Below are 16,985 nucleotides of genomic sequence, written 5' to 3'. Positions count from 1 at the left end.
CTGTTATGATGCCCACGATTGATTAAGAACTCTATCTGGAATTGTGAAGTAGAAAGTCGAGCCTTCACCCAGTTTCGACTCAACCCAGATCCGGCCGCCGTGGCGTTCTATAATTTTCTTACAAATTGCCAGACCAATTCCAGTACCCGGATACTTATCTCTACCGTGCAAGCGCTGAAAAATTATAAAAATACGTTCACTATACTGGGATTCTAAACCAATGCCATTATCACGCACCGAAAATAACCATTCATCTACCGACGGGATAACATTTAAACTTTCCCCCTCTGGATTTGCATCTAGCTTCCCTACTTTGATATGAATTCGTGGTTGCTGATGACGGCAAAATTTAATCGCATTACCAATCAGGTTTTGAAATACTTGTATCAATTGGGTAGCATCAGCCATTACTTCAGGTAGAGGATCGTGAGTGATAATTGCTTTACTATCCATGATCGCAATTTGTAGATTAGCGATCGCCTGTTCTAAGACAATACTACAATTTACTGGTATAAAGGGCTGTCCGCGGGTACTAACGCGAGAATAATTCAACAAATCATTTATCAGCGTCTGCATCCGCCGCGCCCCATCTACTACATAGTTGATAAACTGATCAGCATTAGCATCAAGTTGATTTTTGTATCTTCGCTCTAGTAGTTGTAAATAACTCGTTACCATCCGCAACGGTTCTTGTAAGTCATGGGAAGCTACATAAGCAAACTGTTCCAATTCCGCATTAGAACGAGCCAGTTCTTGACTTTGCTGAGTTTCTTTTTCTAATAGTTGCGCTTGAGATAAAGCAATCCCAATTTGGTTAGCTAGTTGCTTTAATAACTCCGTCTCAAAGTCATTCCACCGTCGAGGTGTAGAACACTGATGAGCCAGCAACAAGCCCCAAATGCTTTCCCTGACGAGAATTGGTACTACAAGGTTAGCTCTGACAGCAAACTGTTGAAGAAATTCTCGATGGCATGGTTGAATATAAGCGGTTTCAATGTCTTCAATGGCACTGACTCTTCCCTGGTGATATCTTTCTATGTATTCTTCCTTAAAGCAGAGGTCAAAAATATTTTTTCCCAAAATTACTGGCCAACCAGGTAGCACTGCCTCTTGCACTACTGTTCCCGAACCATCAGACTCTAGTTGAAAAATTAAAACTCGGTCAGCTTGTAGTAGTTCTTGTACCTCAGTAACCGTAGTTTGGAGAATTTCGTTTATTTGTAAAGATTCTCGAATTTTCAAGGTGATTTCAGCAAATAATTGCGATCGCAAATTCTGTCGCTTTAATTCTTCCTCTGCTCGCTTGCGATCTGTTATATCAGTATAGGAACCCACCATACGAACTATATCACCCGATGCGTCCCAAAGTGCCTGTCCTCGATCTAGAATCCATTTATAGCTGCCGTCTTGGCATTGGACTCGATATTCACAAACATAAAACGGCGTTTTCTTGGCAAAATGGTCTTGGAAAGCTTGCATTACCCAATCTCGCTCATCAGGGTGGATTAGTTTTGTCCATTCATCCCAAACGTTGCAAACTTCGTAGTCTTTATAGCCGAGCATTTCTTTCCAGCGAGTTGAGAAGAACACTTCATTAGTTTTAAGGTTCCAATCCCAAATACCATCATTATTACCATGTAATGCTAATTGCCAGCGTTCTTCACTCTCTCGTAGTGCTTCTGCTGTGCGCCGTCGTTCAGTAATGTCTTGGAAATAAACAGACAAGCCGTCTTTTGCAGGATAAGCGTGGACTTGAAACCAGCAGTTTAGTGGCTGATAAAACTCCTCAAATTTCACACTCACCTGTTCTAACATTACTCTGTAATACTCACGATGGAATCTTGTGTCTATGAGTTCTGGAAATACCTCCCAGATGCTTTGACCTAATAATTCATTCTGGGCTTTTTGCAACAGTAATTCTGCTTGACCATTAATGTAGGTGAATCGCCATTTTTTATCTAAGGCAAAAAACGCATCAGTAATGCTTTCGAGCAAATTAGCAATGCGGATTCTCGCAGCTTCCGACTCGGCGTGTGCTGCTTGCTGGTGTGCTATTAATTGCTCGGTAACTTGAGATACTTCAGTTACATGACGCCTAAGTTCTAGTTGGTCGATTACCAAGCGACTCAAACCTACAAGCGCCTGTAGTTGTTCTTGGTTCAATTCCCGTGGAACTTGGTCAATTACGCACAGAGTTCCTAGCATATCTCCCTGCAGGGTAATTAGAGGTACACCTGCATAAAACCGCACATAAGGATAGCCAGTTACCATCGCATTATTTGCTAATTTTTCATCAGCTAGGGTATCAGGAACCACTACAAGATTACGCTGCTCTTGGCAAAGGTAAGATAAGCCAACACTCCGGGGCATTTCTGATATATTTAAACCTACTTTTGCCTTAAACCATTGACGGTTTTCATCAATGAAATTTATCAAAGAGATGGAAGTGCCACAAATAAATGCCGCTAACTGAGCAAGATTGTCGTAGGCTTCTTCCGGTTCGGTATCAAGAATTTGATACTGGCGAAGCGCTTCTAGCCTTGCCATTTCTGTATCAATGTGTCCTGGGTTCATTAATTTTGATTAAAAAATCTAAATGTAATATCCAGTTAGTAGCATGGCCATCTCAAGAATAGCTTAACATTTTTTAATAATACTTATTTCTTTCCCTGTCTTTGGCTGTTCAAAGAAGTCTGTTTAAATTTTTTTAATGATTCAGCTAATGGTCAGACGGCTTGGATGATTTTTGACTAGTTCTGATTTTGGAAACATCCTCTAAGTTTGTTTGGGTTGTCCACATTTACACTTGTTCATTTTGCAACATCTGCGTAATTTTCTCACAAAAAGAGTGATATATAACTAAAGGAAAATATCTCTGCTTTAAATGAGCAACGAGTATTTCTATGGATTATTTTTTCAGGACTTGGGTGCAAAACAAACTTCATCGACAGAGTTTGCTGAGTGCGAGTGTGTTAGTTTCTCTAACTTTGACCTTACCATTATTTGTAATTAATTCAACAATATTAAGTACATCGGCACAGACGCAAACAGACCAAAAACGCACAGATGAGGCATTGCGTCTGTACCAAGTAGGCGAACACCAGTATAATCAAGGTCAGTTAACAGAAGCATTAGAGACATTTCAACGGGTTTTAGTTATTGATCAAGAAATTGGCGTTAGCGAAGCGGCTCCAAAGGAGCATCGCTCCCACCAAGCAAAGACCTTTAATAAAATTGGGGAAGTTTATAACGATATCGGTCAGTATCCCAAAGCTTTAGAGTTCTACCAGCAAGCCTTAGACATTACCAAACAAATCAGCGACAAACAAGGGGAAGGTGCAATACTTAGAGGCATTGGGTCAGTTTACAACAACATCAATCAGTACCCCAAAGCTTTAGAGTTCTTTGGGCAAGCAAATGGCATTGCAAAACAAATTGGTGACAAGAAAGAGGAAAGTAAGACCCTCAATGGTATTGGAGAAGTTTACTCTAGCCAAAGTCAGTATGCCAAAGCTTTAGAGTTCTTCGAGCAAGCAAATAGCATTGCCAAACAAATCGACAACAAGAAAGAAGAAATTCAAACCCTTAATGATATTGGAGAAGTTTACTCTAGCCAGAGTCAGTATGCCAAAGCTTTAGAGTTCTTTGGGCAAGCAAATAGCATTGCCAAACAAATCGGCGACAAGAAAGAGGAAAGTAAGACACTCAATGCTATTGGAGAGTTTTACTCCAGCCAAAATCAGTACGCCAAAGCCTTAGAGTTTTACCAGCAAGCAAATGGCATTGCCAAAGAAATCGGCAACAAGAAGGGGGAAGGTCAGGCGACCAATGGTATTGGGGCAATTTATCACAACCTCAGTCAGTATGCTCTAGCTTTAGAGTTTTACCAGCAAGCAAATAATATTGCCAAACAAATCGGCGACAAGAAAGGGGAAAGTGCAAACCTTAGAGGTATTGGGTCAGTTTACTCTAGCCAGCGTCAGTATGCTAAAACTTTAATATTATACCAGCAAGCCTTAGCCATTTACCAACAAATCGGCAGCAAAGCGGGGGAGAGTTCGATTCTTAATAGCATTGCGGCTGTTTACTCCATTCAAGGTCAGTACCCCAAAGCTTTAGAGTTTTACCAGCAAGCATTAGCAATCAACAAACAAATTGGTAGCAAAGCAGGAGAAGGTACAAGTTTTGCGAATATGGGGGTATTTTACAGAAGCCAGGGTCAATACCCTAAAGCCTTAGAGTTTTACCAGCAAGCGTTAGCGATTTACCAACAAATCGGCACTAAGGCTGAGGAAGCCTCTATTCTTAACGGTATTGGGTCAGTTTATTATGAACAGAAGCAGTACTCTAAAGCTTTAGAGTTTGTTGAGCAAGCCTTAGCAATTAACAAACAAATCGGCAATAAATCAGGAGAAAGTACAACCCTTAATAACATGGGGGCATTTTATTACAGCGAGAGACAATATCCCAAAGCTTTAGAATTCTTTGGGCAAGCTTTAGCAATTAACAAACAAATTGGCAACAAATCAGGAGAAGGTACAGCCCTCAATAGTATTGGGTCAGTCTACTATAACCAGCGTCAGTACAAAAAAGCCATAGAGTTTTTTGAACAAGCTTTAGTGATTCACCAACAAACTGGCTCCGTTGCGAGTGAATGCATAACCCTGAAAAACATTGGAGCAATCTACGTTACCTATAATCAAAATCCCAGATCCTTAGACTTGTATCGGCAAGCTTTAGGAACTTGCAAAAAAATTGGCATTAAGCTTTAATCTAATACCAATTCATAAAAACTGTATTAGAACTAGCTCTTTCAAGGTGAACGTTTGTACTATTTAATAAATGGTATTTGAACCTAATTTTGGTATTTTAGCTTAGGCATCGCTTAATTATACAATTCAAAATTTGGAGTTTAATGGATAAATTCTTTGTTCAATTCCAGCCGATGCTTGAAATGCCGTAAAAACCTTAATAGTACATATGCTCACCTTAAAAGGGCTACTGTTAAACCCCTACCAAAACAGCTGACCGAAGCTTGGCAATTACATCACTCAAATTACCTGTGTTCAGGCGGTAACTCAGAGGATGGGCAATCAACCGTGCCGTGCTTTCATATAGAGTAGCAATTTCAATCAAACCATTTTCCCGCAAAGTCCGCCCTGTAGAAACCAAATCCACGATCGCTTCTGACATACCAGTAATTGGCCCTAGTTCCACTGAACCATACAACGGCACTATTTCCACAGGTAAATCTAGACTGTAGAAATATTCACGAGCGCAATTGACATATTTTGAAGCAACTCTACCATGCGGAGGTAAATCTAAAGGCGATCGGTAAGAACTAGATGCTTTTACCGCCACCGACATCCGACAATGCCCAAACTGCAAATCCACCAAGTGGGCAACTTGCGGCTGCTTCTCCCGCAACACATCGTAACCAACAACACCCAGTTGTGCCTGACCATATTCCACATAGACAGGCACATCCTGCGCCCGCACCAACAAAGCTTTTGCAAGTCCTTGAGTGTCAATAATTTGAAGTTGGCGAGTTCCTGAATCTAAAAAAGCACTAAAATCTAATCCTACAAATTGTAGCAAGCGGATGCTATTTTTAAGTAGTTCCCCTTTTGGCAATGCAACAGTCAGCATTCTTTTTTTAGTATCCTTGGCGTCCCAGCAGTTGAATAATATTGAGAATATCTCTATATGCTTACCACAAGCAGCATGAGAATTTTATTAGTTGATGATGAAGTTGAACTAACTGAACCCTTGAGTCGCTTATTAACTCGCGAGGGTTACACTGTAGATGCCGCTTACGATGGGACAAGTGGCAGCGAACATGCACAAGCAGGCAGTTATGACCTACTAATTTTAGATTGGATGCTGCCAGGAAAAACGGGGTTAGAAATTTGTCAGCAATTGCGACGCCAAGGTAAAACCACTCCCGTGCTGTTTCTCACAGCCAAAGATACTCTAGATGACCGCGTACAAGGTTTAGATGCTGGTGCAGACGACTATTTAGTTAAACCTTTTGAACTGCGAGAGTTACTAGCCAGAGTTCGTGCTTTATTGCGTCGTTCTGGTTCCCAAACCTATGAAACCACTAGCGGACGTTTAACCGTCGCTGATTTAGAACTCGATTGTGAAAATCAAGTAGCCTATCGCCAAGAACGAATAATTGAGCTATCCCAAAAAGAAAGCCAGCTGCTGCAATATTTTATGGAACACACTGGACAACTAATGACTCATGCCCAGATAATGGAGAATTTATGGCAAGAGGAAGAACAACCAAGTAGTAATGTGATTGCGGCATTAATTCGCTTGCTACGCCGTAAGATTGAGGTAGGTAAAGAAACTATACTGATTCATACAGTTTACGGCAAAGGGTATCGTTTCAGTGCTACCTCAGTGGAGTAAGTATAGCAACTTGCTTTCAACTCACAATGATTCGGTTAATTCGTTAGAAGAATCATTAATTTTTTTCAATCTTTGCGACTTTAATTCCTGTCGAAGTTTGTTGTAGAGGGATGAATCCACAGGCATCATAATCTGTGAAATTTCCTTCCAGACACCAAGCTGATTATTTGCACTCATATCTTCCATGAGTTGCTCAGTGTAACGCAAGGAAAATGAGGCAATGCATGTCGCCCTCGCTACAACATTATTGTATTGAGTTTTCATCCAATTCATATCTGCTGCCATTTCTTGATACATTTCTGAGGGCGAAGGTAATAACAAGTTGCCTTTGACATATTCTAGCAGCCACCAAGCACTAACTTCTGATGTCAACTGACAATAGAAACTGCTGTTATAGCCAACAAAACCCATCTGTGGAAAATTAGGATGAATCAGATAACGGTAAAGGTTAAAATTACCGTCTTCATCAATTATCTGTCGACGATATTCTTCTTCGAGAAAGGGAAGTTCCTGGTTAAATCCTGTACCAAAAATTACTATATCTGCCTGCAACTGCTGACCATTGGCTAATTCCACACCATCAGGGATAAACTTGGCGATGCTGGTTTTAATTGCCTGAATTTTACCAGAGCGTACATACTTGAAGAAATCTGGAGGAGCTATAGTAATTTGACAGTTAGCCTGATTCATCGGTTGTTCGGGCAACATGCCGCAGCTATCAAGACCGAATTGTAGGCGTAGCACCATCTCGTTAGTGCGCCAGAAAGCCCACACTAGCGGTTTACCCAGAGTATGCAGCAATCTTTCAATCCGTCCCATCTGACGGTAGGGAAACCAAGCTTCTGCAAAGCGGGTTAATAAAACATACTTCAGGTTTACTAAACCCAGAAAAAATCTTGGAACCTTCCACAGAGGTTGACGGAAGACGAGGGTGGATTCTTTAGCTATGTTCGCTGCTAAAGTCGCAATGTCGCAGGCAGATTTGCCAAAACCCACTACCACTACCCGCTTACCCTCAATGATTGAAGCATCATTAAACTCAGTAGAATGGAGTACCCGTCCTTGAGATGCTGCGAACTCCTCCCTACCAGGCAAAGAAGGTAAATTAGGGAAACTAAATATGCCATTGCACACTAGCACAAAGTCAAATTCATGCTTTTCTTCTTTTGTTTCACCCCCATTACCTTCTTTCACTCTGATGGTAACTACCCATCCTGGCCGTTCTCCAGTTTTTCGAGAAACATTGGTGACTTCTGTTTGAAAGTGAATTCTTTCAAAAACTCTAAAATTCTGGGCGTATGAATTTAGATAATTCCGCATATCCTCTGCTGTCGGCCACTCTGGGTAAGATGCAGGCATGGGATAGTCAGAAAAACTATATGTGTCACCTGTATTTTGGGTTGTTAATCCTGGGTAACTTCGAGATTTTTCCCAAACACCACCAAGTCCTTTTTGTTTCTCGAATACAGTAACGTTATAGCCTTCCTCGACAAAAGTTTTAGCTGTTACCAGGCCGCTAATTCCAGCCCCAATCACGCAAATTTGTTTGATTTCCATATTCTTTTTTAAGTAAATTATGAAATAATTTCTGCAAAGATGAATTTATAGCAGGTTTTATTTATTTGAACCACATCTGTGGTAGGCTTCAAGAACTGCCTCTTTGTTGAACTAATAGTAGGTGCTTACTATCTGGTTGACATTGACTGGTATCCAAAGTAAGACCTTTGAGTCCAGATGCGATCGCAATTAAGTTACTTGAGAATAGTATCAATAAGCCACAAGTTGATGATTAACATTTAATGTTTCAGCCTTGACCACATCAAAAGATAAATAACTTAAAGCCTTGCTATACAATGATTTGAAAAATGTCAAAAAGTTTTTGCCTACCTGCAGAATGTGGGCTAAAACATATCCAAAAATCTTTAGTCTACTCAGTAGACTTTAGCTGTTAGCCTTGAACTTTAGTTCTAGGCGGGCAAGGAAACCAACATTTAAGCTATGTCTAACTCAAGTTGACACCAATGGCAACTCCATAACTTTCTACTTTTCCACATATACTAAAAAGTCAGATACATCTTGGTATGGCAATATACCAACATCTTGGTATGGCAATATACCAATATGTATCTGAAGAATTATTGATTAATAAACTTTGAAAATACTTTAAAAGTGGGTGACGAGGGATTTGAACCCGCAACCAATAGATTAAGAGTCTACTGCTCTACCGTTGAGCTAGTCACCCACACAAATAACTATTATAGCAGACTCCTAAGAAATTAGCTAGTGCCGTACCCAAAAAACTAATTAAAGAGGAAATTTGATGGTGAAGGTGGTTTGACCGACTCCACTCTCTACATAAATTGAGCCGCCTAAATGTCTGACCATTTTCTGCACTAATGCCAATTCTAGTCCAGTGCCGCTATGTTTCCAAGGATCGTGTTTGGAAAGGTGATAGAAAGGCTCAAATATCCGTGACAGTTCATTGCTGGTAAGCTCTAGTCCAGAATTGCTAATATTAAGCTCTACTGTGTCTCCTGTCAGGTGAGCAGAAACTATAATGGACTCATCGATTGGGGTATATTTGCAGACATGATTGAGTAGTTCGGTGATAATCCTCTCCATATCTGTGATATCTGTTTCTAAAAGCGGGAGTCCAGGATCAACACTCAGGTTTAACTGCTGTCGCTGGCAGTTGGTGAGGTCTCGAAAAGACTCAACAATGGGGTGAAGCCAGCTTTGTAAGTCAATGGCAATCAATGTTGGGGGATCGGGTTCGGCTTCGAGATATGTGAGTGTGAGTAGGTCGTTAATTAACTTGTTTTCTCGCCCACACTCGTTATGCAGAATCTGCAAGAGTTGTGGAACTATTTCTATCTCTAATATTTCTGCTGGTGTGAGGACACTTTCAAGGGTTTGGACTGCAAGGCTGATGCTAGTTATTGGTGTCCGCAGTTCTTGGGACAGGTTTCTGAGAAATTGGTTTTTGAGCCGATCGCATTTTTCTAATTCTTTTACCTGTGCCTGGGTTTGTTTGTAAAGCTGGGCTTGACGAATGGCGATCGCACATTCACTTGCTACTTGCTGCATTAACTCTATTTCAAATTCATCAAATGCCTCTTGTGATGGTCTTGTCAACCAAATGTTTCCTAAAATCCCTTGAGTATCGAAAATTGGACAAGCCATCTGGGACATAACCAACAATTTTGGTTGCCATCCTGACACAATTTCCAAAAATTGCAATGGTTGTTTTTGCAACAGTGGCTGATAAACTTCAAGACGGTCAGCAATCTTTTTAGTCAATCCTTGACACCGAGGTAGGTTAATGCTGTACTCGTAGGTAATAGTAACCAGAGTTTGACAGGCGCTATAGAGTTCGATTTGGCAACGGTCAAGGTTCAGTAACTCTGCTAATTCCTGAGTTACTGTCTGCAACACCTGACTTTCATCCAGACTGTCGCGGATTTGTTCTGTCATGCGTCGCACCAAGGCTTCAAAGTTTCGCACCTGCTGCAACTGATTTTTATGCTTGTGTTTGTGCAACTCCAACTTTGCTTGGAGATCCTTGATTTGCTGACGAAGTTCTGCTTGTTCAGCAGCAATGCCAATTTGAGTTGCCAACTGTTTGAGTAAATCAGTTTCTGTTTGCTGCCATTGACGCGATTGGTGGCAATGATGGGCAATCAATAGTCCCCACATATCTTGCTCTTGGAAAATCGGCACAACTAGATTGGCTCTCACCTGCAAAGATGCCAGAAAATCTATATGGCAAGGATGCAACCCAGCTGCATAAATATCTTCAACAGCTTGAATGCAACCTTGACTGTAGTGTTCTTGATGTTTGCCACTAAAGCAGGGATCGGTGATGTTTTTTCCCAACAGGAGATCGCTTGCAGCCACAGTTGATTCGGCAATGATTACCCCACTGCCATCAGCCTCAAAGCGATAAATGAGGACGCGATCGCAATTCAAAAATTGCCGCAGTTCAATTGTTGTCTGATGCAGAATTGTCTCAAATTCTACAGATTGGTGAATCCTTCCTGCGATCGCTTCTAATAATTGCTCTCGTTTAACTTGGAGTCCAACTGTTTGTTCTGCTTGCTTCACAGGAGTAATATTGCTACTAGTACCAATCAGTCGATAAATCCGGGAGTTAGCATCCCGTAGTGGGGTGAGAGTCGTACTCCACCAAGTCGGAACCCCCTGGAATTGCAAACATTGTTCGTAAGAAATAGTTTTGCCCGATAGCACACATTCAGCATAATGTTGACGCACCTTAGCAGCATCGATGGGGGCGAGAATATCCTCTGGTTTTTTGCCCCGGAGATCATCTGAGCGAATGCCTATCCACTGCTCATGAGTGGGATTAAGTGCCACATATCGAAAATCTCCGTCCTCTAGAACATCAACTACAAATATTGATGCTTGCACAGAATCGTACATGCTTCGTATAAACTGCTCAATACTAGTTTTCTCATCTACTTCTGTGCCGAAGAGAATCTGAGGTGGTGATAATTTTATCAACTCTATAGTTGATTCCGTTGGATTTATATTCATGCGAGAGTCCCTGTCTGGTATTACTAACTCTTCTAGGCGCTCTCTTGTTGTTACGCTTGTAGTAGATGCACTTTAGCGCCTATAGCAAAGTCTTGTCAGCTGTTGCTCATCGAAATTTGGATCTTTCTCTACTTTTTGTCAGAAATCTAGGAAAGCTAATAAAAGTCAGCTTAACAAATCCTGCTTTTTGAAGGCAAAAATACATTTGCAGGTTAGCGCAAACTTACTGAAAGTTGATTTTTAACAGTTTTTCAAGATTTTTGCATATATCCAAGTGCAAGTATCACTATACATCAATAAAATTTACAATTCTTAATAAAACGAGGGGGAATTGGGAGTCGTAAGGATGCTTAATTCCACCCTCAGTCATCGCAATTTATGAGCATTCATTCCGGTGAAGATACCAACCAGTAGCCAAGTAATAGCTAATCCCATGACTTCGCCTAAGAATAACTGCATCAGGCGGTGTAAGATCATCCCAACAGCAGAACCCACAGGGACAGCAACAGCCCAACTTGCCGAAGAGACAAATATCCATTGCCACCCGTTATATTGGGTAATTGCTAACCATTGTGCTAATCCAATCCCCAAGCCGCCAAGTGCCCCATAAACCGCCCCAGACAGGATTCTCACAGGGAAAATCTGAGTGCTAGGTACTATCCAACCCAGCGCACCAATACCGATCGCGGTGATGATACTCCAACCCAAAAGACTTGACAAAATCCACCTGATACAAAATATAGGTTTTTTGAGAACACAACCTTGAGGAAGTGCGATCGCAAATCCGCCGATAGCCGCTTCTATTACTCCAATATCTGGCTTTTCACCGACTTCAATAAAGAGTAAACTCAATAAAAATCCGCCAAAAGTAGCTAAAGTCCACAGCAATGTAAAGCCAAATTTAGTATTTTTAGGCGCGAATGGCATCAAAGTTTCTTTGTTTGTAATAATCTGACAGTTCTGGCATTAAACATTTCAAAAAAACCTTTGCGTCGCTGTTGGGGTGATTCCGGTACGATGTAACCCCACAAACTCTCCCAGTAGAAAAAGGAGATACCATCAAAATTGCGATCGCGCACTACCTGAACCTGTTCTCTAACGTGTGCCATTTTCACCGGATTTCTGAAGGTTCCTGTTGATATCCCAATACCTACAGGAATTATACTTTGAGCCAATTTTATAGATGGAAGTTCTAGTTGAGCGATAAAAGACTTTTTGTCATTTCGATATACCTGCAAAATTAACTCATTAACTAAACCTTTTTTTACCCAATTTTCCCAATCTTGCAAATAGTATTTATAAGCAAAAGTTTGAGAGTTAGGGGATAAAGATATTTTAACTTTGGGTTTAACTACCTTGACAGCTTGGTAGATTTCTGCCATGAAATCAGTAATTTTATCTGCCCGCCACCGCATCCATTCTGAGTTAAAAGGGTCAGTTGGGGGACTTTTACCTTGATGCTCTTGTTGATAGAGTTCTATAGTAAAGCGATCGTATCCGAACTGTACAGGCATCCCAAAATGGTCATCAAGCTGAATACCATCTACATCATAATTCCTCACTACTTCCAAAATTAGCTCTTGAATAAACTCTTGCACTTGCGGATGTAAAGGATTCAACCAGGCCAGCTTAGTTACTAAAATATTGTCGATTTCTTCTGGCGGGGCATCTTGAGTAGACTTTATACCTTTTTGCCCAATTGTCAACCAGTCGGGATAATGCCTTGCTAATTGTGAATAATGCGGTGTCATGAATCCGTATTCAAACCAGGGAATGACTCTCAAATCTTTATTTTTACCAAGTGTTACTATCTTTGTTAAAACATCGTGTCCACCATGCATGAAGTTAAGCAAAGGTTGAGTTTCTGAGCCTGTAGTTATTTTGGCTACTGCACTTTTATAAAAAGTATGTCCTCGGTTCCAAACTACAGGATAAATTGTATTAAAGTTGAGAGCCGATAATTGATTTATAGCACGGTTAATACCCCAAGGAAGAAATAGTACACCACTACCAACATTAGTGAGCCAAACGCCGCGAATTTCTGTAGTTAAAGGACTTGTTTTTTGGGAATAAACTGGCAGTGAAGAGGGGAAAAAAACTGTTAAAGCGACTACTAATCCCAAACACAGTAAGCAAGAAACACAACGGCGAACAACCCGATTCATTTGTAAGCGCGACCTAGTGCGATCGGAATATATATAACTACAAAATAAAGTTGTAATCCTCCGGATGATGTAAAGAAATGATGATTCAGAAGTCAGGAGTTAGAATATTTCAAATAATACGGAGCCAGTTTTGGTGACGAATATACTTAACGATAGCAAAATCTAATAAATTATGACTCATAACCCCTGTAGAGACGCAATTAATCGCGTCTCTACTCCTAACTCCTGAATTCTTTATTAAAATCTTTCCACACCTTCAAATTGCTTGATCACCGATGCATTTGCTGCTTCACCACAAGTTCGTGGTGTGGGGAATATCTTTTCCGGATTTGCTAACCCTTTAGGATTAAAAACTTGCCGCACCCATTGCATAGTTTCTAAATCAACTTGGCTAAACATCTGTGGCATATAGCATTTTTTCTCCTCACCGATGCCATGTTCGCCAGAAATACTACCACCGACTTTGACACAAAGTTTGAGAATTTTTCCACCCATTTCTTCTACTTGCTCTAATGCTCCAGGCACAGAATTATCATAAAGAATGAGTGGATGAAGATTGCCATCACCAGCATGAAATACATTAGCAACACGATAACCGTATTGTTCACTTAATGTCTTAATCTCGTGCAGAACATAAGGCAATTGAGTTCGAGGAATTACACCATCTTGTACATAATAATCTGGGCTTAAATGTCCAGCCGCAGCAAAAGCAGCTTTGCGTCCTTTCCATAATTTCAATCTGGTTTCTGGGTCATTAGCAGAAGTGACATTTCGTGCCCCATTCTTCTTACAAATTTCAAGAACTCGCTGTTTATTTCCTGCAACTTCCACTTCTAAGCCGTCAATTTCTATTAACAAAATGGCAGTAGCGTCGCGTGGATAACAATTAGTTGCGACAACATCCTCAACAGCATTGATGCTGAAGTTATCCATCATTTCCATTCCACCAGGAATAATCCCGGCACTGATAATGTCAGAAACAGTTGCCCCAGCAGCTTCAATGCTAGTAAAATCTGCCAATAGTACACAAATTGATTCTGCACTTTTGAGAATTCGCAAAGTGATTTCTGTGGCAATTCCTAAAGTGCCTTCAGAACCAACAAAAATACCTGTTAAATCATAACCAGGCATTTCTGGAATTTGTCCACCTAAATCAACAATTTCCCCTTCTGGCGTGACAATTTTTAATCCCAAAACGTGGTTAGTGGTAACACCATATTTGAGACAATGTACGCCACCAGAATTTTCAGCAATATTACCCCCAATAGAGCAGATAATTTGACTGGAGGGATCAGGAGCGTAGTAAAATCCAGCACCACTGACAGCTTGTGTTACCCAACTATTAATCACCCCTGGTTGTACAACTGTGCGTTGATTTTCTAAATCAATGCTGAGGATTTGCCGCATTAAGGAAGTGACAATCAAAACAGAATTTTCTAATGGTAAAGCACCACCAGATAGACCAGTGCCAGAACCGCGTGCTATGAAGGGAATAGAGTATCGATTGCATATTTTCACAACTTCCGCAACTTGTTCTGTAGTTCTGGGTAACACTACTATAGCCGGACGTTGGCGATAGCCAGTTAAACCATCGCATTCATAGGTAATGAGTTCTTCGCGGCGTTGCACTACACCATTTTTGCCAAGGACAGCCTCGAATGCTTTGATAATGGGTTTCCAGTTGCGTTGTTTTTTATCTTGGGTAAGCATAGTTTTTAAAAGTTCAAGGTGGATGTTGCAGGCTGGTTGATATAGCTGTAATTACTATTGTTGCAAGAATAGCAGTCAAAAGTGAGTAAAAGCGATGTTTAATGATGTAGAGTAAGAGCGATCGCATGATTTAGGTAGAACAGGTATGATAAGTGAGATTTAATGCCTTCTGCCTATCACACCTCTCATAGATAGATTGGTTTGAACTGTAACGAAACTTAGCATTCTGTTCATTGCTGGCTTATGATCTTAGGATGAACTTGGCTAAAACTCTCAGTCTAACCCAGCTTACACTGTACTGATTCAGCAGTAAGAAGCGTACACTTGAGTGTCTCCGGGAAATTAAGGGGAACTCAAGTACAATTTATCCTGTCACTCACGATAATATAGTAAATATATTGTTTACAAAAAACCATACTCTTACGAAACTATTGGTTTTAACGTGGTTTTCCTGAAATTTTAAGAAGTCGCTTATTCAGCATAATTACATATTTTCCTAAGTATTTTTGGGGAATCAATTCGATCTTATAAGGGAATCGATAAGGTGATTACAAACTTTATTTATATTAAATAATCACTGACTATGAAGCTAAATTATGATAAGAAGCTGAACTATTTATTAGGCATACTGATAGTAGTAGTAATTTTGTTATTCAATTTTCATGCTTTAACACAGTCGCCAAAAAATAGTGGTAATAAGGTAGAAATCAATGAATCAAAAACTTACCAGTTTGGTCTTATTAAAACATCTGCCCCTATTAGCTATTATGACGATCAAGCCGCAACTTGGAAAGGTTACTGTTCTGCCTTAATAGAATATTTAAAGAAAAACGGGTTTCCGAATATAAAGATAGTAGAGATTACCAAAGACGAGGATCGCTTCAAAGGCGAAGGAAGTGAGAGCAGTAAAATTGATGCTGAGTGTGGCCCTAATACCATAAACGAAGAACGTAAACAAAAAATCCGTTTAAATGGTCTAGATGGTAAATTTTCTAAAACTTTTGGTTGGACAGGTGCAACGGCTTTAGGATTGAGTAAAAATATACAAAAGCTTTCTCCTGGAATTGAGTTTAAAACACTAAAAATTGGTCTACCAAAAGGAACAACAACTATAAATATAGTAAAAATAACTAATCCTTCATTAGAAGAGCAAAAAATTAGCTACTTAGAAAAAACCGAGGATGCAATAAATAAGCTAAGAAGGGGTGAAATAGATGTATATTTTAATGACGAAATGATTTTAACGCGCTTTAGAAAAAAATTAAATGAAGAAGCAGGTGCAGAAAAATATTCTGTTAAAGATGATTTGATAAGTAATGAAGAATATGGAGTCGTAGTCTATCATACAGATGATCTTAAAAATAAGCGACTATTGGAAGCGATAAATCTTTTGCTTGGAAAAGCTGCAATCAAATCTTTTGGCAGCACAAAACTTAAAATATTATTGAACAAAAACAATCCAGATTTTCAAAATTTTATTAAAAATGATTTGAGCTATTATAGTAATAAGCCCAGTCCAGACTTCTGGATAAAAACAGTTTTTATCCTGGTTCCACTAATTTTTGTGAGTACATTACCTGTATTGATTAAAAGATATCAAAATCAAAATAATAGCAAAGTAGAGATAGAAAACAATAGAATAAGAAATCCTCAACCTCAATCTGTCGTCAAAAATCAGGACAAGAAAGTAGCTCATTCATTACCTTATGTTCATGTTACTATTCATAACAAGACTAATCAATCTAATACGAGAAGAGGCAATATGAGCAATCCTATCAATTTTGATCAAAAGAATTCAAATATAACTGTTGGGAATCAAGGTACAAATACAAATACAAACACTCAACAATTTGTTCAGTATACATCTGAGCAAAAGCACGATTTATCTCAATTTGCAAAAGATATACAGCGAATTTTAGAAAAAGTTGAGAGAAATCAACCTAATGCTACTCAAGTGGAAAAACAAAAAATAGTCTCTTATGAAATTCCTCCAGAGCAAAGAAGCAAGATTGTGAGAGCTTTACAAGCCGGAGGAGAGAAGGCACTAGAAGAGTTGCTTGATAATCCTTACCTTAACATTGCAATAGCCGTTGTTAAAGAATGGCAGAGGGAAGAGTAGGATCACATTGTCAAATAGTA

10 protein-coding genes and 1 tRNA gene are annotated in these 16,985 nt (G+C 39.8%); 3 read left to right on the top strand and 8 right to left on the bottom strand.

Annotated features, from left to right (window positions below; translation table 11 throughout):
- Positions 1-3 precede the first annotated feature (3 nt).
- Positions 4-2,574 (bottom strand): GAF domain-containing protein, encoded by a 2,571-nt coding sequence (locus V7L20_RS16045; RefSeq protein WP_334745033.1) that lies wholly within the window; start codon positions 2,572-2,574, stop codon positions 4-6.
- Positions 2,575-2,927: 353 nt separating this feature from the next.
- On the opposite strand from V7L20_RS16045, the gene V7L20_RS16040 reads away from it, so the two are divergent.
- On the top strand, positions 2,928-4,772 hold the full coding sequence (locus V7L20_RS16040; RefSeq protein WP_334745032.1) for a tetratricopeptide repeat protein: 1,845 nt from the start codon (positions 2,928-2,930) through the stop codon (positions 4,770-4,772).
- Between the two features lie 232 nt (positions 4,773-5,004).
- Here the strand turns inward: V7L20_RS16040 and hisG are convergent, their stop codons facing one another.
- Positions 5,005-5,649, bottom strand: a complete 645-nt coding sequence (gene hisG / locus V7L20_RS16035; protein ID WP_334745031.1) for an ATP phosphoribosyltransferase — start codon at positions 5,647-5,649, stop codon at positions 5,005-5,007.
- 75 nt (positions 5,650-5,724) lie between these two features.
- Between hisG and rppA the strand changes: the two genes are divergently transcribed.
- Positions 5,725-6,417, top strand: a complete 693-nt coding sequence (gene rppA, locus V7L20_RS16030; RefSeq protein WP_334745085.1) for a two-component system response regulator RppA — start codon at positions 5,725-5,727, stop codon at positions 6,415-6,417.
- Between the two features lie 21 nt (positions 6,418-6,438).
- On the opposite strand, the gene V7L20_RS16025 is transcribed toward rppA, so the two are convergent.
- The 6 genes from V7L20_RS16025 to glcD form a co-directional block, all read right to left on the bottom strand.
- A complete protein-coding gene (locus tag V7L20_RS16025) occupies positions 6,439-7,974 on the bottom strand; it encodes a flavin-containing monooxygenase (RefSeq protein ID WP_334745030.1) in 1,536 nt (511 codons plus the stop codon).
- A 613-nt stretch (positions 7,975-8,587) separates the two neighbouring features.
- Positions 8,588-8,659 (bottom strand) — tRNA-Lys (locus tag V7L20_RS16020).
- A 62-nt stretch (positions 8,660-8,721) separates the two neighbouring features.
- Complete coding sequence (locus V7L20_RS16015; protein WP_334745029.1) at positions 8,722-10,971, bottom strand: sensor histidine kinase; 2,250 nt, start codon at positions 10,969-10,971, stop codon at positions 8,722-8,724.
- Positions 10,972-11,337: 366 nt separating this feature from the next.
- Positions 11,338-11,898 (bottom strand): hypothetical protein, encoded by a 561-nt coding sequence (locus V7L20_RS16010; protein ID WP_334745028.1) that lies wholly within the window; start codon positions 11,896-11,898, stop codon positions 11,338-11,340.
- Complete coding sequence (locus tag V7L20_RS16005; protein ID WP_334745027.1) at positions 11,898-13,136, bottom strand: glycoside hydrolase family 10 protein; 1,239 nt, start codon at positions 13,134-13,136, stop codon at positions 11,898-11,900. Before V7L20_RS16005 ends, V7L20_RS16010 begins: the two co-directional genes overlap by 1 nt.
- 237 nt (positions 13,137-13,373) lie before the next feature.
- On the bottom strand, positions 13,374-14,846 hold the full coding sequence (glcD, locus tag V7L20_RS16000) for a glycolate oxidase subunit GlcD (protein ID WP_334745026.1): 1,473 nt from the start codon (positions 14,844-14,846) through the stop codon (positions 13,374-13,376).
- A gap of 583 nt (positions 14,847-15,429) precedes the next feature.
- Here glcD and V7L20_RS15995 point away from each other — a divergent pair.
- Complete coding sequence (locus tag V7L20_RS15995; RefSeq protein WP_334745025.1) at positions 15,430-16,965, top strand: transporter substrate-binding domain-containing protein; 1,536 nt, start codon at positions 15,430-15,432, stop codon at positions 16,963-16,965.
- Positions 16,966-16,985 lie beyond the last annotated feature (20 nt).

The organism is Nostoc sp. (genome assembly GCF_036916735.1).
Lineage (GTDB): Bacteria > Cyanobacteriota > Cyanobacteriia > Cyanobacteriales > Nostocaceae > Nostoc.
This window is presented reverse-complemented; position numbering and strand designations above follow the sequence as displayed.